The 19,845-nt window shown below is 60.7% G+C and carries 18 protein-coding genes and 1 pseudogene; 16 read left to right on the plus strand and 3 right to left on the minus strand.

Translation table 11 applies throughout. The annotated features are described in order from the left end of the window. The first annotated feature begins 37 nt into the window (after positions 1 to 37). The 14 genes and pseudogenes from G7076_RS04460 (at position 38) to G7076_RS04530 (ending at position 14,189) form a co-directional block, all read left to right on the plus strand. Positions 38 to 1,396 carry a S8 family serine peptidase gene (locus tag G7076_RS04460; RefSeq protein ID WP_166200754.1) on the plus strand — a complete coding sequence of 453 codons (1,359 nt, stop codon included), beginning with the start codon at positions 38 to 40 and terminating at the stop codon, positions 1,394 to 1,396. A 99-nt stretch (positions 1,397 to 1,495) separates the two neighbouring features. Next, positions 1,496 to 2,206, plus strand: coding sequence for a hypothetical protein (locus G7076_RS04465; protein ID WP_166200756.1), 711 nt, complete (start codon positions 1,496 to 1,498; stop codon positions 2,204 to 2,206). Between the two features lie 1,486 nt (positions 2,207 to 3,692). After that, positions 3,693 to 4,553 (plus strand): hypothetical protein, encoded by an 861-nt coding sequence (locus tag G7076_RS04470; RefSeq protein WP_166200758.1) that lies wholly within the window; start codon positions 3,693 to 3,695, stop codon positions 4,551 to 4,553. After that, positions 4,550 to 4,816, plus strand: coding sequence for a PqqD family protein (locus G7076_RS04475; protein WP_166200760.1), 267 nt, complete (start codon positions 4,550 to 4,552; stop codon positions 4,814 to 4,816). The genes G7076_RS04470 and G7076_RS04475 overlap by 4 nt, the downstream gene beginning before the upstream one ends. 1,756 nt (positions 4,817 to 6,572) lie before the next feature. Further along, complete coding sequence (locus tag G7076_RS12375; RefSeq protein WP_240913870.1) at positions 6,573 to 7,457, plus strand: asparagine synthase-related protein; 885 nt, start codon at positions 6,573 to 6,575, stop codon at positions 7,455 to 7,457. A gap of 8 nt (positions 7,458 to 7,465) precedes the next feature. Further along, positions 7,466 to 8,527 (plus strand): nucleotidyltransferase family protein, encoded by a 1,062-nt coding sequence (locus G7076_RS04495; RefSeq protein WP_166200768.1) that lies wholly within the window; start codon positions 7,466 to 7,468, stop codon positions 8,525 to 8,527. Between the two features lie 170 nt (positions 8,528 to 8,697). After that, positions 8,698 to 9,741 carry an EpsG family protein gene (locus tag G7076_RS04500; protein WP_166200770.1) on the plus strand — a complete coding sequence of 348 codons (1,044 nt, stop codon included), beginning with the start codon at positions 8,698 to 8,700 and terminating at the stop codon, positions 9,739 to 9,741. Positions 9,742 to 9,798: 57 nt separating this feature from the next. Continuing rightward, positions 9,799 to 10,680, plus strand: coding sequence for a glucose-1-phosphate thymidylyltransferase RfbA (gene rfbA, locus G7076_RS04505; protein WP_166200772.1), 882 nt, complete (start codon positions 9,799 to 9,801; stop codon positions 10,678 to 10,680). Further along, positions 10,673 to 11,227 (plus strand): dTDP-4-dehydrorhamnose 3,5-epimerase, encoded by a 555-nt coding sequence (gene rfbC, locus G7076_RS04510; protein WP_206367569.1) that lies wholly within the window; start codon positions 10,673 to 10,675, stop codon positions 11,225 to 11,227. The genes rfbA and rfbC overlap by 8 nt, the downstream gene beginning before the upstream one ends. Further along, the gene (rfbB, locus tag G7076_RS04515; protein ID WP_166200774.1) at positions 11,224 to 12,279 is read left to right on the plus strand and encodes a dTDP-glucose 4,6-dehydratase; all 1,056 of its coding nucleotides are present in this window, start codon (positions 11,224 to 11,226) and stop codon (positions 12,277 to 12,279) included. The genes rfbC and rfbB overlap by 4 nt, the downstream gene beginning before the upstream one ends. Continuing rightward, a pseudogene (locus tag G7076_RS12785) lies at positions 12,276 to 12,455 on the plus strand (sugar nucleotide-binding protein); the annotation flags it as partial. The gene rfbB and the pseudogene G7076_RS12785, both read left to right, overlap by 4 nt. 92 nt (positions 12,456 to 12,547) lie before the next feature. Then, positions 12,548 to 13,141, plus strand: a complete 594-nt coding sequence (locus tag G7076_RS04520; RefSeq protein ID WP_346774106.1) for a sugar nucleotide-binding protein — start codon at positions 12,548 to 12,550, stop codon at positions 13,139 to 13,141. Next, positions 13,138 to 13,518 carry a hypothetical protein gene (locus tag G7076_RS04525; RefSeq protein ID WP_166200776.1) on the plus strand — a complete coding sequence of 127 codons (381 nt, stop codon included), beginning with the start codon at positions 13,138 to 13,140 and terminating at the stop codon, positions 13,516 to 13,518. The genes G7076_RS04520 and G7076_RS04525 overlap by 4 nt, the downstream gene beginning before the upstream one ends. Before the next feature lie 5 nt (positions 13,519 to 13,523). Further along, positions 13,524 to 14,189 carry a glycosyltransferase gene (locus G7076_RS04530; protein ID WP_166200778.1) on the plus strand — a complete coding sequence of 222 codons (666 nt, stop codon included), beginning with the start codon at positions 13,524 to 13,526 and terminating at the stop codon, positions 14,187 to 14,189. Here the strand turns inward: G7076_RS04530 and G7076_RS04535 are convergent. Both G7076_RS04535 and asnB read right to left on the minus strand, forming a co-directional pair. Beyond that, the gene (locus tag G7076_RS04535; RefSeq protein WP_166200780.1) at positions 14,179 to 15,270 is read right to left on the minus strand and encodes a glycosyltransferase family 4 protein; all 1,092 of its coding nucleotides are present in this window, start codon (positions 15,268 to 15,270) and stop codon (positions 14,179 to 14,181) included. The two genes, G7076_RS04530 and G7076_RS04535, sit on opposite strands and share 11 nt — an antisense overlap. Next, positions 15,267 to 17,192 (minus strand): asparagine synthase (glutamine-hydrolyzing), encoded by a 1,926-nt coding sequence (asnB, locus tag G7076_RS04540; RefSeq protein ID WP_166200782.1) that lies wholly within the window; start codon positions 17,190 to 17,192, stop codon positions 15,267 to 15,269. Before asnB ends, G7076_RS04535 begins: the two co-directional genes overlap by 4 nt. Before the next feature lie 129 nt (positions 17,193 to 17,321). On the opposite strand from asnB, the gene G7076_RS04545 reads away from it, so the two are divergent. Next, the gene (locus G7076_RS04545) at positions 17,322 to 17,762 is read left to right on the plus strand and encodes a hypothetical protein (RefSeq protein WP_206367570.1); all 441 of its coding nucleotides are present in this window, start codon (positions 17,322 to 17,324) and stop codon (positions 17,760 to 17,762) included. Between the two features lie 26 nt (positions 17,763 to 17,788). Further along, on the plus strand, positions 17,789 to 18,532 hold the full coding sequence (locus G7076_RS04550; RefSeq protein WP_166200784.1) for a glycosyltransferase: 744 nt from the start codon (positions 17,789 to 17,791) through the stop codon (positions 18,530 to 18,532). Here the strand turns inward: G7076_RS04550 and G7076_RS04555 are convergent. Further along, complete coding sequence (locus G7076_RS04555; RefSeq protein ID WP_166200786.1) at positions 18,493 to 19,680, minus strand: glycosyltransferase family 4 protein; 1,188 nt, start codon at positions 19,678 to 19,680, stop codon at positions 18,493 to 18,495. The two genes, G7076_RS04550 and G7076_RS04555, sit on opposite strands and share 40 nt — an antisense overlap. Positions 19,681 to 19,845: the final 165 nt, after the last annotated feature.

Genomic DNA, 19,845 nt, shown 5'->3' on the forward strand with positions numbered 1-19,845 from the left:
CGTTTCATCCTCAATATCTAATCAATGAGGATATCTGATGCGTAATTTCTCGTACCGCCTGTTGGCGGGCCTTACTGTAACCAGCATTGCTGCCACTGCAGCTGGCGCACAGCTGCTCGGCGGCGGCGGGATTGGCGGGGTTCAGCTGCCGCCGGTGGATCTTCGAGCCGGTGAGGCGCCGGTCGTCGGGCCCGTTCTCGGGCCGGTGCTCAACCAACGAATCAATTCCGGCCAGGCGCAGGAGGTGATCCGGCCAACTCTCAACAGCGTCGCGGGTCTCCCGGACGCGATCGCCGAGGCTGGCCCCGCGACGCTGAGTGAAATCCGGAAGATGCGCCTGCGTGAACTCATTCGTGCCAATCGCCGCGAACTCGAGAGCGATGGTCGCGGCCAACCGGTTCGGCGCGGTGTCCTGATCGTGATCAATCCGGATCCCAGTTCACTTCAGCAGGCTTTGCGCGCCGGTTTCCGGATCGCGGCCGATGACCGGATCGAGGAACTCGGGATGCGCAGCGTGACGTTGGCGGTGCCGCGCGGCGACAGTGCTCCAGACGCCTTGCGAAAGCTGGCGAAAGTCGCGCCTGCGCTCCAGGCGGATTTCGACCATGTCTATGAGCCGGCGGGAGGATCGCTATCTCCGCTCGCCGCTGCCGCTTTGGCTTCCAGCAGCGGGTCTGCGAGCGGGCGGCGGATCGGCATGATTGACGGCGGAGTGGCCAGTCATCCCTCGATGAGCGGCGCTGGGATCGAGCAGCGCGGCTTCGCCGGCAAGGCTGCTGCGACGGGTCATGGGACCGCTGTTGCAAGCCTGATTGTTGGCAAGCAGGGGCCGTTCAACGGCGCAGCCCAGGGCGCGAACCTGCTTGTCGCTGACGTCTATGGCGGAAACCAGGCCGCGGGGTCGGCAAGCACCATCGTCAAGGCGTTGGCCTGGCTATCCGCCAAGGGTCCGGCGGTCATCAATATCAGTCTCGTCGGGCCGTCGAACAAAATGGTTGGGCGCGCGATCGAGATCGTGCGTCAACGAGGTCAGACGGTCGTGGCGGCAGTCGGGAATGACGGACCGGCGGCGCCTCCACAATATCCTGCCTCGTATCCTGGAGTGATTGCGGTGACAGGCGTGGATGCCCGTGGACGGGCTCTGGCGGAGGCCGGGCGGGCAGGGCACCTCGATTTTGCGGCCCCTGGCGCCGACATGGCCGCGGCGAGCCCTGGCAGTGGCTATGCGAAGGTGCGAGGGACGAGTTTTGCTGCGCCCTTGGTGACGTCACGGATCGCAGTAACCGGCAGCGCTAGAGCGCTGGTCGCGGAAGCCAGGCCTGGCCGCGGCAAGGTAGGACGGGGGGTCGTCTGCTCGACTTGTCGGACCGACCCGAAAGCGGTTCGCGTCAAATAATCGAGAAAAGTCGGGATGAAGCTGGAGGGCATCGTCGTTCTCGTCCCGGAAATTCGGCTCGCTGGGCCGTGTTTCGTAGGAACTCGAGGAGACGTATTCATGCATAAGCTCATCCTGACATTCGGTGCTGCAACGCTGACGATCGCCGCGCCCGCAAGCGCGCAATTGCTCGGCAATGTGGGCGGCAGCGTCGGCGGAGCAGTCAACGGTGCCGTCGGAGGAACGCTGGGCGGTACCCTCGGCGGTGGCGGCAGCGGTTCGCTCGGTGGCGTTCTTGGCAGTGCTGGCAACGCCACGGGCACAATTAACGGCGCAACCCGCTCGGCGGGATCGGTTGCCGGAACAGTGGCCAATAGCGTCAGCGGGAGCGCGAACGGATCGGGTTCGGCCGGCGGCAATGCCGGCTTGGCAGGAATCGTGAGCGGCGTTGCTGATACAGCGACAGGTATGGCGGGGAGCGTGACTGGAAACGCCGGCGGCGCAGGCAACCTTGCAGGCTCGCTCACGGGTAATGCGGCTGGTTCGGCAGCGGGCAACGCCAACGGCTCAACCGATGCCGGCCTTGCCGGAAGTGTGAGCGGGGCCGCCAGTGCCGCCGCAAGCGCGGCGGGACAGCTGGCAGGACATGCAAGCGGCAACGGCGCGGGCAATCTCGCTGGGTCGTTGACGGGCCTCGCGAGCGCTAGCGGAAGTGGATCGGCGAGTGGCAAGGCCTCTGCGAGTCAGCGGCGAAACGCGGCTTCAGTCTCAGCCGGCGGCAATAGCAATGGCGGTGTCGACGCTTCGGTCGCTGCCGATCCTGGCCAGTAAGCTTCGATTAAAGGGCCCTCCCTCCTATGGCCCTTGGCCGCCGCCTCAATCCCGGGGCGGCGGCCAAATACTGGGTAGCTAGCGGGGAGTTGGCCTGATGATTCTAGATCAGCATGCGGCGGGGTAATCTCACGGCAGCAAGCAATCAACGACCGGAGCGCATGATGGCGCGAATCTCGGCCATTCTCTCCTCATATCGCTGAGCGACACACCCCTGCGACCGACACTGATCGCGACTACGAAGGAAGTCGTCTCGGCTGCTGGTCAGTAAGCGTCGCTCGCGGGCGTCTGCACGAGAGAGCGCTCGATAATACTCATTGGCCATCTGTCGATCGAGGGCTGCCAACTGGCCGTTCCTGCAAACCGCTATTTCGCCCCAGGTTCTGGCGTATCGGCAGTTGAAGCTAGGGCGACTAACTGGAGCCTGAGATGTCGCCGGCGGCGCGGAAGGCGCCGGTTCAACAGGCTGGGCTACAGAAGGAGAGGGGACAACAGTCTCCTGGGGAGACGATAACGTGGCTCCCGAAACCTGGCGGTCAGGTGGACCGAGTGGAGGATTGGTTCGGGGGAGTTGGGGTTGGTCTGCAGTCCGCACCAAGGTTGCAAGAGGTATGACGATAGGGTCCGCGCCTTCGAGAATGACGACGTCGCCGGTCCGATCTGCTGCGGGCTGGAGCACATAGTCTATGTCCGCCGACAGGGTCCTGCGATTGCCGACCACCGAGACCCCGGGGGGAAGATCCAGGGACAGACGGCCGGTGCAACGGACTGTACCAAGTTGCTCATCGAAATCCGCAAGTAGCGGTCGCTCCACTCGTACAACAGAGTAGGCGGAGAGGCGGTCGAATGCGGAGCGCTCGCTTCCGCGTGTTACTGCCGCCCGACGGAACAGCTCGCCCTTGATCCGATCATAGGTTCGCTGGGAGGCGCAACGGTCTTGCGTGGGGTTGTTGGCTTTTGCCGGACTCGATTTTTTTGGCTCAGCGGAAGCCATCTTCCGGCCGACAAAAATCCCGAGAGCGAGCGCTATCAGCCCTGCTACGACGAGTACGAGAATTACTGAGGAACGACGCATTGGAGGCCAACGCCTCATGGCGCTGTCCGCTCCGGCGCCGCCTCTTCTTTTACTGATACGCGTGCTTTACGCCGCCAAAGTACTCGGGCGGTCTAGCCCGTCCTGCTCTGCGAGAAGTCGGAATGCGCGCTGGCGTTGGCATCGATCGCCACCCATTTCCCAGGCGCCACACGTCGCATGGTGGTCCCGCAAGTCGTGCAGGTGCTGATCCACTCGTAACCTACGCGCTTCGCCTTCTTGGCCGAGCGACGATGCCCAACGATCCGGCAAACTAAGTTACGCATTTCTCGATATTTCCCGACGCACTACTCTATTTGCGGTTTAGCTTAAATCCCGTTAACGTCAAGGGAACAAACGCTTTGTTAACGTGCCCGCACGGGAAGGGGCGTGGGATCTGTGTTAGGCTAAGGTATGTCTAAGTCCGCTGCCGAGTTGGTGTTACAGCGTGAGACTCGGGTCTCGTATGGCGTGGTTCCAACCTATCTATTTGACTCGCCACTCGAACAAACGAGTTGGCAGATGGGTGAGGAAGATTTCCTTCTGCGGGGCGAGGGCAATCATTACTTTTACTATCGGCGCGGCGAAGGAGTGACCGTTTATCGCGGAGCAGATGCAGACCTGAGCGAGGAGTCCCTATGGCTCAATGGCACGGTCTATTCCGCTATCGCGAGCATGAACGGACTTTTGCCCATTCACGCGTCGGCGGTTGCATATAACGGCTTGGTATACGCCTTCACAGGAGTGGCGGGGGCGGGGAAGTCCACCTTGGTTGCCGCACTTGCACGGCACGGACTGCCAATGTTTTGCGACGATACGCTTGTCCTCGATCTTTCCACCCCTGATCGAGTGATGTGTCTTCCAGGACATAAGCGCTTGAAGTTGTGCGAGGATGCGTTCGCGCTGACGAACGCCGCCCGCCAAGAGAAAGTCTCGCAAACGTACGAGAAATTTTATGCCGCGCCGGCCGCGGGAACGGTGCAAAGGGCTTTGCCGATGGGCGAATTAGTGTTCCTCGAGGAAGGACCAGAGGTCAGCCTGTCGCAACTTTCGGGCTCGGAGCGATTCATTAGAATGCAGGACGAGCATCAAACGGCTTATCTGTTCGAAGCGGCACGTCGCTCCAGCCGCGTCGACCAGTTCGCTCATCGCGCACGCCTTGCAAAACAGATTCCCATGGCCCGCTTTCAGCGACCAAGAGACGCAGCGAGATTCGACGAAGGGGTGGCATTTGTGGCCGAACATGTCATGGATAAGCGAGAGCTAAGCGCATGACGTATCTCAGCAAAATGGCTGACCGCCTCACTGAAGCGGAAATTGACGATGAGATTGTCGTCATGCGCACGGATACCGGCGAATTCTACTCGTTAACCGGGACCGCAGCGGCGATTTGGCGCCTAATCGACGGGACTAGGGATCGCGCGGCCGTGACTTGCGCGCTTTCCGACGAGTTTAACGGGCAAAAGGCCAGCATATCTCGCGAAGTGAACGAATTTGTCTCCGAGCTAGAAGAGCTTGGGCTCATTACCCATTCCTGAGCGCTGGAAATCGCGACTGCGTACGGCGACGAGCTTGGCATCCTTGTGTTTGGCCCGGACCGTGGTCGCAACGCTGCCCTTCAGCTGGTGGCGCGATAGCCTTGGCAAAACGAGACCGGGAGACGGGAACAGTGAGGCGGCTTCGGTCGCACAGAAATTTGCGGCACATGTCGAGTGGGCAGCGAGGCTCCTGCCCTTCGAGGCCAAGTGTCTGCCGAGAGCAATGGCGCTTAGCTGGATCCTCCGATCCAGGCGGATCAAACACGCTGTCGTCTTCGCGGTCCGCCCGCCTAGTAGGCGAAATTCTGATGATCAGCTCCACGCTTGGGTCGAAGTGAACAGCGAGATCATCCTCGGAGATTTGCCAGGACCCTGGGTCGAAACGTTGCGCCTGGGGGATAAGCCCCTCTGGGCCAAGTAAATTTGAGTTAATGATAGCTTGCAACCTGCGGGCGGGTCGCGCATTATTGTGATAGTCCGTGCACATGCGTGTCGCCGGTTGCGCAGGGAGCTGAGTATGAACCAGAGTACACAAACGCCGAATAATTGGGCAAAACCGGAAATCCGCCGGCTCGGTACGATCAAGGATGTTGCCGGAAACACCGGGAACGGCACTCAGCAAGGTAACAACAAAAGCTGACCCTCGCACTTTTCCGCGTTCCAGGCCGAACTGCCTTACTGCATTTCGATAAATTGATCGCCTGACCGGCAATGCTGGCCCTTGCTTGGCCTTGGGCCGATTCATCACCGGATAAATTCATTGGGTCCTCTGCGCGACTAGCTGCATCACTTTGTTCGGGTATTGGTGGTTATGCAGGCACTTCCACGATTGCCGAAGTCCACTCCGCTTATCGGCCCTCCGATCGACCCTCGCGCAGAGCAAAGCCTGGCGTCCGGCAACTCTGCCCGACGGGAAGATTGCTATCTTCCATGGCTACTTTGATAATGCCGCGGAGATCGCCGAGGAGCTGGATACGGATTGTGTCGACCGAGGCCACCTATATGCTCTCGCGGTAGAGCGGTGGGGCGACGAGTCCGACCTCAAGATCATCGGTGATTATTGTTCGGTTATGGCCGATCCGCGAGAGCGCCTACTTCGGTTGGCAAGAAGCCCCTTGCGTGCGCCGCCACTCTACTATTCTCATGACGACCATCAGGCCGTAGTTGGCTCTGTTCCGCGAATTTTCTTCGCGGCAGGTCTTCCCCAGCGGCTTAATGAAGATCGCGTGGTTGATAGCGGGATGCTTTACTTTCTCGACGAGGAAGCGAGCTGGTTCAAGTCAATTCATCGGGTCCCGCTGGGTTGTGTCGTAGAGCTTCGTCCCGGGCAACCTCGGATCCTCAAACGCTATTACGATCCGCTAGCCACACCAAAGGTGGACGTTCGAAGCGATGAAGAATGCCTCGCGCGGGTCAGTGAGCTCTTGGATGAAGCGGTGCAGGTTTGCCTCTCTGGTTTCCGAAAACCGGGGGTGACACTCTCCGCCGGTCTCGATTCCCCTCAAATCGCCGTACGGGCTCTGCCTGCCATTCCGGCCGGGCAGAAACTGCCGACATTCACCTTCCATCCAGAGGCGGGATATGACGGCATCGTTCAGGCCGGGATGACCGGGGACGAGCGTCCGATGGTCGAGGCTTTCGCCAAACTACACCCCGGGATCGAGCCGCATTTCACGGCCAACGAGGGATACAGCCATGATCATCGCTGGAACGAATTTTTCCATTTGATGGGGGGGCCCCATCAGGGCTTTGCAACATGTACGTCTTCCACGGACTGTTTGCCGGTGCGGCGAAGGAGGGTTGCGACGTCCTTCTGCAGTCCGACTGGGGAAACAATGCATTCAGCGACAAGGGGGACTGGGGCTTCGTCGAGTATCTGATCAAAGGTCGATGGCGACAGCTCTGGTTGGCTCTGCGAAATAATCCCGGTCCCAAACGATCCATAGCATGGCGCTTCGCCGCGCATTGCATGCTTCCGTTGCTGCCTGCACCTCTCTGGCGGCTCGCCAGAAAGATAACTAGGCCGAATGACGCGCCGATACGCGAACTGATCCAGCCTTTCACACGAAGCTATCGCGAACGGTCCGGGTTCGATGGGCGATTAAAAAATTCGGGCGTCGTTCTCGACCGCTATCAGCCTTGGAGTTCCAGGCATGCCCGCCAATTGCTTCTCCCACGCGAAGACCATGAGGTGGCAGAAATCTACCAGGCCTTTGAGCAGATGTATGGTATTCCGCAGCGCGACCCGATGGCATACCGTCCTCTGGTTGAATATTGCTGGGGATTGCCCACGCGGATGTTCATGCGAGACGGAGAAACCAGGTGGCTTGCCAAGCGTGCTGCCAAAGACCTGATGCCGGAGGAACAGCGCGCAAACCGGCTCAATGGTCGATGGGACGCCGATTGGCATATTCGGGTTGGGCGCCGTCGCGTCGAATATCTCGCCGAGTTTGACCGTCTCGAAAAGAACGAGCGCATTGCGGACATGATCGACTTGCCACGATTGCGGTCTGCCCTTGAAGACTGGCCCACGCAGACCGAAACTGACCCATCCGTTTTCGCGCCCCTAGAGCTGGGAGTTCCAAGAGCGCTATTGACCGCACGCTTCGTGAATTATGTCGAGGGGCGTAACGAGCAGTGAACGCTCGAATGCTCGCGCCCGAATTCCGCCTGCTGGTTCAATGTTGTCAGTGGAATTTCGCGGATGCGAGCAAGAGCTCCGTTGACCTTACGGATGGGCTAGACTGGAAACTCGTTCTGGCCCTTGCTCGGCGCCATAGGGTCCAAGGTTTGGTGTGGAATGCTCTCGCGCAATACGCCAACAATATGCCGGTCGACATCAAGGATGCGCTCGCGTCGGACGCCAGGTCGATTGCCGCGAACAACCTTGCCATCGCTGGCGAATGCCGAGCCATACTAACCGAGTTTGACCAAGCCGGCATTTCTCTATTGTTCGTCAAAGGTCTGACGGTCGGTGCCCTCGCTTATCGCTCACCTCTGATGAAAATGGGGTGGGACATTGATTTGCTAATCGACGCCAGAGATCTGGAAGAAGCCGCGAGGCTGCTTGAAAGGCGCGGCTATGGAGTTCGCATACCTTCGAAACGTGCGCAGCTTCATGCCTGGCACAGGCCGAGCAAGGAATCCGTATGGAGCCGCGACGATCTTTTTCACGTTGAGCTGCACACCCGCCTCTCTGACAACCAAAGGTTGATCCCGACTTTGGGAGTGCATTCCCCGAGTCAGTTTGTCGAAGTTGCGCCAGGCGTCTCGCTCAAGACCTTGGCCAAAGAGGAATTGTTTGCGTATTTGTCCGTTCACGGCGCCTCGAGCGCGTGGTTCCGGCTCAAGTGGATCTCGGATTTTGGAGCGCTCATTTACGGTCTTTGTAATGAAGAGTTGGAGCGTTTTTATCGCGTTTCGCAGAAGATGGGTGCCGGGCGAGCGGCAGGCCAGGCACTACTCTTGGCAGATGCCATGTTCAATTCGCTGGCGTGCAGTCCTGCCCTGAGGAAACAGATAGAGAGTGATCCTGCAAACGAGTGGCTGGCGCGAGCGGCCTTCCAATTGATGACGGGCGAGGTTCGCGAGCCGACAGAGCGGCATCTAGGCACTCTCACGATTCACTGGACTCAGTTTTTCCTGCGATCTGGACTGGGCTTCAAGTTCTCCGAGCTCGCCCGGCAGATTTTGAGTCTAATCTATCGATAGACCACGGATTCGCTCTCTCGGGCCATTTTGCCGCTGCTGCGACATTCTAGGTGAAATCAGATCGAGTGTATCGGAGGGGACTTCATCGTAACCCGCTTGCAGCGCACTTCGACACTCGTCTAGGGCCGCATGGCGGATGGCATACCTGCCGGCCGGAAAAGGACTGTACCTTGTTCGCTTACTGGCTGCTGTTTGGACTCTTTGCTGTTGGGGCAGTGACTGAGCAATCGCGGCGTCCAGGCGATTTTCGTGCCGACCCCGTCCTGATCGTCCTCGGAATCTTCATGATCCTGATGATTGGATTGAGGTTTCACGTAGGTGCCGATTACGAAGCCTATCTTCGAATCTTTGATTACGTCTCGCGTCTGACTTTCCTCGAGGCTCTCCAACGAGATGACCCGGGTTACCACGTCCTGAACTGGGTTGTTGCAAGCTTTGATGGCAGCGTGTGGCTCGTTAATCTGGTATGCGGAGGCATATTCGGCTGGGGTCTCTTGCGGCTTTGCCAGACGGAGCCGTCTCCGCGAACCGCGGCGTTAGTTGCCATCCCCTACCTCGTAATCGTTGTGGCCATGGGCTATACCCGTCAGGCTGTGGCCATTGGTTTCATCATGGCCGGGATTGCGTCACTCGCCCGAGGCGGCTCAAGCATCAAGTTCATAGTCTACGTCGCCTTCGCCGCGCTTTTTCATAAGACGTCGGTAGTCGTCCTGCCTCTCGCCATTTTTGCAGGACAGCGAAACCATTTCCTGAACGCTTTGGCCGTGCTGGTTGCGGCCTACGCACTGTATGATGCTCTTCTCGAGGAGTCTGTTGACCAACTTGTCGCGAGTTACATTGACGCCCGGTACGAGTCTCAGGGAGCGGCCATTCGCGTCGCAATGAATGTTGTGCCGGCTCTAATCATCCTATTCGCAGGTCGCCAATTGTGTTTGGATGAAAGGATGCTGCGATTCTGGCGGCTTGTTGCCTTCGCCGCACTGGCATGCGTGCCCGCGCTATTCCTGTTGCCCTCGACTACTGCAGTAGACCGCGTCGCGCTTTATCTGCTGCCCATTCAGGTCGTTGGCATCGGAAGATCGATTTTCCTTTTTAAATCTTACGGTTTCTCAAAGGCACTGGTTGTGGGCTACTGTTTTGCAGTGCTTTATGTCTGGCTCAACTTTGCAAGCCATTCCTTTGCTTGGCTTCCGTATCGCACGGTAATCCAGTGATGGCTGTTCAATCCAAAATAGTCATAGGCAGAAAATCGTACTGCGAAAGGTGAGCATGTGAAGGGCATAATTCTTGCGGGCGGAAGCGGTAGTCGTCTATTCCCAGCGACGAGAGTCGTCTCAAAGCAGTTATTGCCGGTCTACGACAAGCCGATGATTTACTATCCGCTCGGCGTACTGATGCTCGCTGGTATTCGCGAGATTCTCATCATTTCAACGCCGACGGACTTGCCACGATTCAAAGATCTCCTGGGCGACGGAAGCGCCTTCGGGTTAACGCTTGAATATGCCGAACAGGCTGCCCCTAATGGATTGGCTGAAGCCTTCATCATAGGGCGGGAATTCGTCGGAGACGACAACGTAGCGCTGATACTCGGCGACAATATTTTTTATGGCGCCGGTTTGAGCGAACTTCTTTTGAGCGCCACACAGCAGGAAAAAGGCGCGACGGTCTTCGCTTATCTGGTGGAGGATCCCGAGCGGTATGGCGTAGTGGCATTTGATCCGGATACGGGCCTTGCCAACTCTATCGAGGAAAAGCCTTCTGAGCCCAAGTCGCGCTGGGCGGTTACCGGTCTGTACTTCTACGACAATCGCGTACTCAACATCGCCGCCGATCTTAAGCCGAGCGCGCGTGGCGAGCTCGAGATTACCGACGTCAACCGCGCCTATCTTGAAAACGGGTCGTTGAGAGTGGTGCGGATGGGCCGCGGTTATGCCTGGCTCGATACCGGAACGCACGACAGCCTTCACGATGCGGCGTCGTACGTCCGCACCATCGAGAAGCGGCAGGGCTTCAAGGTTATGTGCCTAGAAGAGATAGCTTTGGAACTCGGATGGCTTCAACCAGAGTCGCTGCGCACCCGGGCCGCCAGTCTTGGGAAGACTGAATATGCCAATTACCTCCGAATGCGCGCCGATGAGCATGATCATGCTTGAGATCCGTCGGCTCGCGATCCCCGACGTTATTGAGATCCGCACACCGCGCCATCGCGACGAACGCGGCTTCTTCTCGGAAACCTGGAACAAGGTTGATTGGAACGATGCGGGCATCCAGCTCGAGTTCGTCCAACACAATCATAGCATGTCCGCCCCAGCCGGCGTACTGCGCGGTCTTCATTATCAACTACCTCCTTACGCCCAGGAAAAGCTCATTCGCGTCACTCGCGGCGCAATATTCGATGTGGCAGTAGATATCCGCCGGTCGTCGCCAACTTTTGGCGGGTGGGTGGGTGCTACTTTGAGTGCCGCCGACTGGAACCAGGTCCTCATCCCGAAGGGCTTCGCCCACGGCTTCCTGACCCTCGAGCCCGATACCGAAGTCCAGTACAACGTGACCGCACCGTATTCTCCGGCGCACGATCGCGCGATCCGCTACGACGATCCGACTATTGGAATTGACTGGCCCTCTAGTGGGTACGACCTGATTCTGTCCTCGAAGGACGCCGCTGCGCCGCTCCTCGCCGACGCGGAGCTGTTTGCGTGAAGACGCTCCTAGTTACCGGCGGAGCTGGTTTCATTGGCAGCGCTGTCGTCCGTCGGCTCGTTGGTGAGGGATATCGCGTCATCAACCTCGACAAGTTGACATACGCTGGAAATCTCGCGTCGCTACGCGACGTCGAAGGCGCGTCGAATTATCGTTTCGTCCAAGCCGACATCGCCGACACCGACCAGGTCATCGGGCTGCTAGCCGAGGAACAGGTCGATGGCATCATGCACCTCGCCGCCGAAAGCCATGTCGACCGCTCCATTGATGGTCCCGCGGCGTTCGTTGAAACCAACGTAGTTGGTACGTTCCGCTTGCTGAACGCCGCACTGAGCCACTGGCGTACACTTGACGACGAGGCCAAGGCGAACTTCCGTTTCCACCACGTCTCGACCGACGAGGTGTTCGGCGACCTGCCCTTCGATAGCGGCATCTTCACAGAAGAAACGCCCTATGCCCCGTCGTCGCCTTACTCGGCCTCGAAGGCATCCAGCGACCATTTTGTGCGCGCGTGGCACGAGACCTACGGCCTTCCGGTCGTGCTTTCCAACTGCTCGAACAACTACGGCCCCTATCACTTTCCGGAGAAGTTGATTCCGCTGATCATCTTAAATGCACTCGAGGGCAAGTCGCTGCCGGTCTACGGCAAGGGCGAGAATGTCCGTGACTGGCTGTTCGTCGACGATCACGCCCGTGCGCTCGAGCTGGTGCTGACCAAGGGACGCGTGGGCGAAAGCTACAATGTCGGGGGCCGTGCTGAGCGCACCAACCTGCAGGTGGTCGAGGCGATTTGCGATCTGCTCGACGAACGTCGGCCGCTGAACGACGTGAAGCGCCGCGATCTCATCAGTTTCGTCCCTGATCGCCCTGGCCACGACCGCCGCTATGCCATCGATGCGTCGAAAATCTCGGCCGAACTTGGCTGGGAGCCAAAGCAGACGTTCGAGAGCGGCCTTGCCGCGACCATTGACTGGTTCCTCGCGAACGACTGGTGGTGGGAACCGATCCGCTCCGGCTGTTACGCCGGTGCACGCCTCGGCACGGTAAGATGAGGATCCTGGTCAGCGGCCGCGACGGGCAGGTCGCGCGCAGCCTCGCGGAGCGCGGACCCGCCATCGATTGGATCTTTGCAAGGCGCCCCGATTGCGACTTAGCCGAGCCCGGCAGTTTCGCCGCCGCCATAGACTACGCGCGCCCTGACCTCGTCATCAACGCCGCCGCCTATACCGCCGTCGACCGCGCCGAAGACGAGGAAGCGCTCGCCCACCGCATCAATGCCGACGCTGCCGGGGAGGGGCAGAGGCCGCTGCGCGGATCGGAATACCGTTCGTCCATCTTTCCACCGACTATGTTTTTGACGGCTCGGGCACTCGTCCGTGGCGGGAAGACGATCCGGTCTCGCCCTTGGGCGCCTATGGTCGCACCAAGGCAGCTGGCGAAACCGTGGTCGTTGCGGCCAGCCCCACGCACAGCGTGGTTCGCACCAGCTGGCTGGTCGGCCCGTTCGGCCACAATTTCGCGAGAACCATTCTGCGCCTCGCCGCTGACCGCGATGAAATCAAGGTTGTCGCCGACCAGCACGGCTGCCCGACCAGTTCTCTCGACCTCGCCGACGCGCTAATCGCGCTAGCGGATTGCGCAATTGCCGGCCGCGCGGGCGGCATCTGGCATTTGGCGGGGCAGGGCACGGCCAGCTGGGCGGACCTCGCCGAGGAAATCTTTACCGTCAGTGCCGCCCACGGCGGCCCTTCGGCCCAAGTGAAGCGCATCGCCACCGCCGACTACCCAACCCCTGCGAAACGCCCGGCCAACAGTATTCTGGATGGCACCAAGGTCCGCGACGCGCTCGGTATCGCGCTCCCTGACTGGCGAGTGGGCGTAGGTGCGTTCGTTCCCCGCTTTATCAACGCATGACCCGCGTCCTTGCCCTGACCAAATACGGACGCGCGGCGGCTAGCACACGGCAACGCTTGGTGCAGTACGTGCCCGCTCTCGCCAATGCGGGCTTCCGCATCGACGTTCGACCGTTGCTAGACGACGATTATGTCGCCGCGCTGGCTTCCAGTGCGTCCTATCCGAAGAGCCGGCTGCTCAGCGCCTTTGCACGCCGCTTCGCGGATCTCGGGCGCGCCCAGGACTATGACCTTCTTTGGGTCTATGCTGAAATCTATCCCAAGCTACCAAGCTTGTTCGAGGCGCTGGCGATCATGGCCGGCCCCCTGTCATTTACGACTACGATGACGCCTTCTTTCACGATCACGAGCGGAGTACGCTCCTCCGGGGTAAGTTGAAGCCGTTGATTGCCGGTGCCGCGGCGGTTACCGCCGGGAACGCTTATCTCGCCGACTATGCACGGCGCTGGAACGCCAACGTCCACATCATCCCGACGACGGTCGACACTGACGCCTACGCCCCTGTTGCGTCGCGTCCGGCCGGCCCACCCGTGATCGGCTGGATCGGCAGCCCGTCGACCTGGGCTTACGTCCGTCCCTATTTGCCCCTGCTGGCCGACCTCTGCGCCGGGGGCCGAGCCCAGTTCCTCGCGGTCGGCGCGGGGAGGGACGCCGAGGCCGACCGCTTCGAAGGTATGGAGGCGCGGGACTGGGCTGAGCATCGCGAAGTCGCAGACGTGCAAGCTATGGACATCGGCATTATGCCGCTCCCCGACGAGCCGTGGGCGCGCGGCAAGTGCGGCTACAAGCTCATTCAGTACATGGCGTGTGGCCTGCCGGCCGTAGCCTCGCCCGTCGGAGTTAACGTCCAGATCGTGAAGGTCGGCCAGACCGGTTTTCTCGCCAACAGTAATAGCGACTGGCGCAGCGCGCTCCAGCACCTCATCGACACCCCGGGCGACCGGGCCCGCCTTGGCGCAGCCGGTCGCGCCCGCGCCATCGCCGACTACTCACTTGCTTCGTGGGCTCCGAGAGTCGTAGACCTGTTCTGTTCAGTCGTCAGCCGATAAGTTCGAGCAGTTGCGTTACCTTGGCGACGTAAGCGTTGGTTCCAAAGCGTCGCCGGACAAGATGGTATCCAGCCTCGCCCATGCGCCGTGCCTCTTCGGGATCGCTAAGCAACCGCCGCATCGCCCCTTCGACCGCCGCGACGTCGCCCACCGGTACCAGTAGTCCGCTGGTTCCGTGATCGATGATCTCCTCCGGCCCGCCGCATTGCGTAGCGATCACCGGCAGGCCGTGCGCGCTGGCATCCTGGCAGGTGAGCGAGAAGGATTCGCTTTCCGAACAATTCACTGCGGCCAAGGTACCTGCGTAGAGCGCAGGGAGGTCATCGGCATAGCTGTCCAATTCGATCCGCTTGCAGCCGGGCCCGCCAGAGGCGATTTCGACCAGCTCGCGTCGATAGGCGTCGTTCTTTGGAAGGCCGAAGGTCGCGCCGTGCAGCGCCAGGGTCGCATTCGGGAAATCGTTGGCCAAGGCGTGAAAGGCGCGGATCGCGACATCCTGGCCCTTGCCGCGCGTGTAATTGCCGACGAACAGCAGACGCTGGCCCGTCGGCTCGACCCGGGCCGCATGGAGCGCCGGATCGTAGACCAGCTCGATATTTAGCTTTGGACTCCGGTCGCGGATGAATTTCGAGACTGCGACCATTGCGTCCGATGCCGATTGCGCCGCCTTGAGCCACAACCGTCCCGCGAGCCCGAAGCGTTTTGGGTCGATCCGCACCCACGTGACAATGCGTCCGCGATAGCCCAGCCGCCGCGCCATCCATCCCTCTGCCAGGGTGAAATCGTTCACCTGTAGCCGGTCGCAGCCGCTCTCGCGGAGCAGATCGCGAAGCAGTCGCCCCGACCGAAACAGCGCCGGGATGTAAGCGATGAGGCTGCCGATCGAGCGCCGGAGCGGGCGGATCGGCAGGTGCACGACCCGTTCGAACGCGGCCAGTTCGCTCGCGGGCGCCTTAAACGCTCGCGGGACTACCAGGAAGACTCGCGCTCGGTCGGCGATGAGTTCCGCTTCGCGCCGCGCCGCCACCAGCGCCCCGGTGACGCCGATGCTGGCATCTAGGATGCAAACTAGTGGCCTCACCCTCGCCACGCTTGGAACATCAGCACCGGCCAGATCGCCAGGCTATCGTCGCGGTGGCCGCTGAGGTGTGTCGCCCAACGGTTGCGAATTACCGCGACGTCGAAATGGTCCGACAGCGCATCGGGCGCCAATAGGGTTTCGGCCCAGTCGCGCAGTGGACCGCGCAACCACTGCCCGAGCGGGATGGCGAAGCCCGCCTTGGGTCGGTCTAGGAGCTTCCGCGGGACGTAGCGGTAAAGGATGTTGCGCATGATCGCCTTGCCTCCATCAGACCCGATCTTCATCGCGCTCGGCAGGCCAAGCGCGCATTCGACCACATGATGGTCGAGGAACGGGGCACGCGTTTCCAAGCTGGCGGACATCGACGCCCGGTCTACCTTCGCTAAAATATCGTTGGGCAGATAGTCGGCCATGTCCCACGCCATCATCCGGCTCGCCTCATCGATGCCGGGCAGCGCCGCGAGGCGAGACGCGCAGGGCGCGGTGTCCAGCACCGGCCGCTCGGATGCACCCCAATGAGAGGTGAGCTCGGGGAACAGCTTCTCGACCGTTTTGCCGTTTCGCAAGAGCGTCGCCAGTTTCTGGCTTTTTTGGCCTGGTTGCGGGAAGCGACGGTCGATCCGTGTCCAACGCCCCAAGCGGTCGATTCGGTCGCTGCCGATTGCGCCCAATGCTGCCCCTGCGGCGCGCCGCAGGGGAGCAGGGACCGCGGCGAGCGCCTTTCGGCTCTTCGCAAAAGCGACGTAGCGATTATAGCCGCCGAACAGCTCGTCGCCACCATCGCCGCTCAGCGCCACCGTCACGTGTCGGCGCGCTAGCCGACTGAGCAAAGTCGTCGGGATTTGGGAACTGTCTGCAAACGGCTCGTCATAAATGGACGGCAATTCGGGGATCAGCACAAGCGCGTTTGCAGAGCTGACTCGCATTTCGTGATGGTCGGTGCCCAGATGCGCGGCCACCGCTCGGGCATGGGGTGCCTCGTCGAAGCCGGCTTCGTCGAACCCGATCGTGAACGTCTCGACTCGCGATCCGCCATGAGCCTGCTGCAACGCCGCGACCAGCGTGCTGTCGTAGCCGCCCGACAGGAAGGTGCCGACCGGCACGTCCGCGACCGACTGGCGCTGGACTGACGCAATGAGCAACTGCTCGAGGAGGGCTTCGGCATCCTCGCCGCCCAGCTCGCTCGGTCCGCGGGCAATAACCTCGTCGATCGACCAATAGCTCGTAATCCGGTTTCCGGCACGCCCGTCGAACCCGCTCGGCATGGCCGTTCGATCCTCGACGCCAAGCGTCAGGATCGTCCCCGGCATGAGTTTGAAGATGCCCTCGTGAATCGATCGCGGTGCCGGCACCGCCAAGAAGCGAAGCAGGCAGTCGAGCGCGGCCCGGTCGACCGGCGGGGCGAATCCCGGCACCGTCCGCATCGCCTTCAGCTCGGAGGCGAATAGGAAGGAGCCGTTCGCCCAGCCATAATAGAGCGGCTTCTCACCTAGCCGGTCGCGCGCCAGAGACAGTGTTCTGGTTTCGCGGTCCCACAAGGCAAGCGCGAACATACCGATCGATTTCGACAGTGCCTCTTCGAGCCCGAAGCGCTCAATCATAGCCAGCAGGGTCTCGGTGTCGCTGTGCCCGCGCCACTGCACGTTTTCCACTGGGTCAACTAGCGACCGCAGCTCGTCATGATTGTAGATTTCGCCATTATAGACAAGTTCGTAGCGGCCGGATGCTGAGCGCATCGGCTGATGTCCCGCAGCGCTGAGATCGACGATTGCCAGTCGCGTGTGTGCGAAACCAACCCCAGCCTCTGCGTCGATCCAAATTCCGTGGTCGTCCGGGCCGCGATGCCGAAGCGATTGGGCCATCGCGCTCAATTCGTCATTCGTGGGCGGTTCAACTCGCCATGTGCCGGCTATCCCGCACATGGCGAAACCTCGCTTTTAAAGCGGATCGATACGCTGACCGCTGCTTGCACCCCAACCGGCTCCTTCCTAAGGCTCGTCCCGCATAGCCGGTTCGGCAAAGGGCGCAATGCATATGAGGACCCCGCTCGAGTGAAGCCGAAAATTGCCCTGTTGGTCACGGAATTGTCGATGGGCGGGGCGGCCAAGGTGGTTCGTGACCATGCAACGGCCTTCCGCGCCTTTGCGGACGTCCGGGAAATCGTCTTCAATCGCGCGGACGGCATCGATTTTGAAGGCGAGGATGTGGTGAGCCTTGAAGTCGATGGTGGGGGAGGGCTGATCAATCGGCTTGTCAACTTCCTGCGTCGGGTTGTTCGCTACGGCAGGTTCAAGGAAAAATGGAAGCTGGATATCAGCATCGCCCACCTAGAAGGTGCGCATTACGTCGACCTCCTGAGCCGGCGTGGCGAGAAGGTGGTGTTGGTGCTGCACGGCTCGATTTCCCACAACCATGATTTCAAGGGCATTTTGGGGCATTTCGCAGGCGTGTTCTTATTCCCCAAGCGCTACGTCGGGCCGACGCGGTCGTAGCGGTAAGCCGCGACATAGCGGCAGAAATGGTCAGAGCTGGCATCGACGGCGTCCGCGTCATCAACAACTATTTCGACGTAGATGGTATCGAAGCGAAGTCTGGTGCCAGTCTAGCGCCAGAACATGAGCACTTGTTCGATGGACCGCCGGTAATCGTCACCGCGGGACGTCTGGCGCAGCAGAAGAACCAAGCACCACTTTTGGAGGCCTTCGCTCGCTTGCGGGGGGATACGGCCTCGCGCTTACTGATCCTGGGCGACGGGCCTCTGCGCGGCGACCTGCTTGCCGAGGCGGCACGTTTTGGCCTGCGGATTAGCAGCCCATGGAATGGGATCGATAACGAAGCTGACGTTCATTTCCTCGGTGTTCAGGCAAATCCGTTCGCGTTCATCGCTCGCTCGGCATTGTTCGTTTTACCGTCCGCATGGGAAGGCTTCCCGCTTGCTTTGTGCGAGGCGATGGCTTGCAGGAAGGCGGTGGTGAGCGCTGATTGTCCAACCGGTCCCCGCGAGATCCTAGCGCCAAGTAGCCCGGTGCCGACCACGCCGATCACTTTTGCGGAAGAGGCTCCGTACGGGATCCTGATGCCGATCCCCGGACACGATATCGGTTCGATCGAAATCTGGGCTGACACACTCGCGTCGCTCCTCGCCGACGCGGACTGCCGCGAACGCATGGCGGAAGTCGCGCGCAAGCGCGTAACCGACTTCACCGCCGACGCCATCGTTCCTCAATGGCGCGCATTACTTGAAGAGTTGCTGGAAACGTAGGTGAGCAGCCGCTCGTAACGTTCCAGACACGCCACCATCGCGAATTTGGCGAATGCGGCCCGCGCCGTCACCGATTGCCTTGTTCGAAGAGCCGTATCTTCCAGCACCTGTCGCATAGCTTTTGCCAAGGCTTCTACCGAGCGCTGCGGAACGAGCTGCCCTGCCAATGATCCATCGGGTGCCCGAATCATCGCCGTGACTTCGCCGACATTGGTGGCGATGACGGGTTTTCCGCAGGCGAGATATTCAATGATCACCGTCGGCAGGCTCTCATGCGGGATCTGGGAAGGCATAAGCCCGACGTTGAAATGCCGAATCCAGTCCACCGGCCGCGCCGCGAAGCCCGCGAAAATCACGTTGTCGGCTTGTCCCTCGGCCTTGAGCGTGTCGAGAAAAGGCCCTTCACCCACCAAAACCAGAACCGCATCGCGGCGATCAAGGCAACGGAAAGCTTCGATCGCTGGGCGCCACCCTTTCCCTTCGATCCCGCGGGCGACCATGCCGAAAATGAATGCGGTTTCGGGCAGGCCCAGGTCGGCGCGACTGGGGCCATCCGAGGCCGGCTGCTCGAGTCCATTGTAGATTAGGTGGAGGCGGTCCAGTTCCACGCCGAAGCGCTCGCGGAACAGCGTGAGATGCGGCTCAGCTACTCCGACGATCGCGCTCGCTGATCGCGCGACTTCCGAGACATGGCGCTCGAGATCGAGCAGGAACGGGTCCGATTTCCCTTCGAGAAACATTGGATAGTCGCCGTGGACGGTCAGCATATGGCCGATGCTCGGGCGCGACTTTCGAACGTCCATCGCAAGCAGGTCCGCTTTTAGCAGGTGCGAGTGGATAACCGACGGCCGAAATTCTTCGACCAGCCGCGATAACCAGCGGCGCTGGCGTGCGTGCTGAGGGCGGAGGCGCATTCCCGCCAGTCGCATCGCCTTTTCGGCCCGCCACCACCATCGCCAGCCTCGGGGAGGGACCAATTCAATTTGAACACGCGGGTCGATCGCCGCGGCGACTGCGGGGTGGATGTTTGGCACCATGACGGCCAACAAAACTTGATGCCCGGCTTGCACCAGCGCGTTGGACAGGCGAACCACGAACGTCTCGGCGCCTCCCGCAGTCAGGGTTTCCGTCAGTTCGACAATACGCACAGGAATGCCCGAGAAACGCTAATCATTTGGAAGCCAAAGGGCTTGGTGCACAAAAAGGCAAGCTTGGCGCTGTCCATCTTGCGCTGAGCGGCTATGTACGGCCGCGCAATGACGCCAGTACGCATAATCTACGGAAACCTCTCGCCTTCGCGACGACGCGAATGC

Origin of the sequence: Sphingomonas sp. HDW15A, from assembly GCF_011301715.1 — a bacterium.
In the GTDB taxonomy this organism is placed as follows: Bacteria; Pseudomonadota; Alphaproteobacteria; order Sphingomonadales; family Sphingomonadaceae; genus Sphingomicrobium.

What these genes read in the sequence shown, in the direction of transcription:
- G7076_RS04460 (WP_166200754.1), top strand. Translation starts at nt 38, where the DNA reads ATGCGTAATTTCTCGTACCGCCTGTTGGCGGGCCTTACTGTAACCAGC.
- G7076_RS04465 (WP_166200756.1), top strand. Translation starts at nt 1,496, where the DNA reads ATGCATAAGCTCATCCTGACATTCGGTGCTGCAACGCTGACGATCGCC.
- G7076_RS04470 (WP_166200758.1), top strand. Translation starts at nt 3,693, where the DNA reads ATGTCTAAGTCCGCTGCCGAGTTGGTGTTACAGCGTGAGACTCGGGTC.
- G7076_RS04475 (WP_166200760.1), top strand. Translation starts at nt 4,550, where the DNA reads ATGACGTATCTCAGCAAAATGGCTGACCGCCTCACTGAAGCGGAAATT.
- G7076_RS12375 (WP_240913870.1), top strand. Translation starts at nt 6,573, where the DNA reads ATGTACGTCTTCCACGGACTGTTTGCCGGTGCGGCGAAGGAGGGTTGC.
- G7076_RS04495 (WP_166200768.1), top strand. Translation starts at nt 7,466, where the DNA reads ATGCTCGCGCCCGAATTCCGCCTGCTGGTTCAATGTTGTCAGTGGAAT.
- rfbC (WP_206367569.1), top strand. Translation starts at nt 10,673, where the DNA reads ATGCTTGAGATCCGTCGGCTCGCGATCCCCGACGTTATTGAGATCCGC.
- G7076_RS04525 (WP_166200776.1), top strand. Translation starts at nt 13,138, where the DNA reads ATGACCCGCGTCCTTGCCCTGACCAAATACGGACGCGCGGCGGCTAGC.
- asnB (WP_166200782.1), bottom strand. Translation starts at nt 17,192, where the DNA reads ATGTGCGGGATAGCCGGCACATGGCGAGTTGAACCGCCCACGAATGAC.
- G7076_RS04550 (WP_166200784.1), top strand. Translation starts at nt 17,789, where the DNA reads ATGGTCAGAGCTGGCATCGACGGCGTCCGCGTCATCAACAACTATTTC.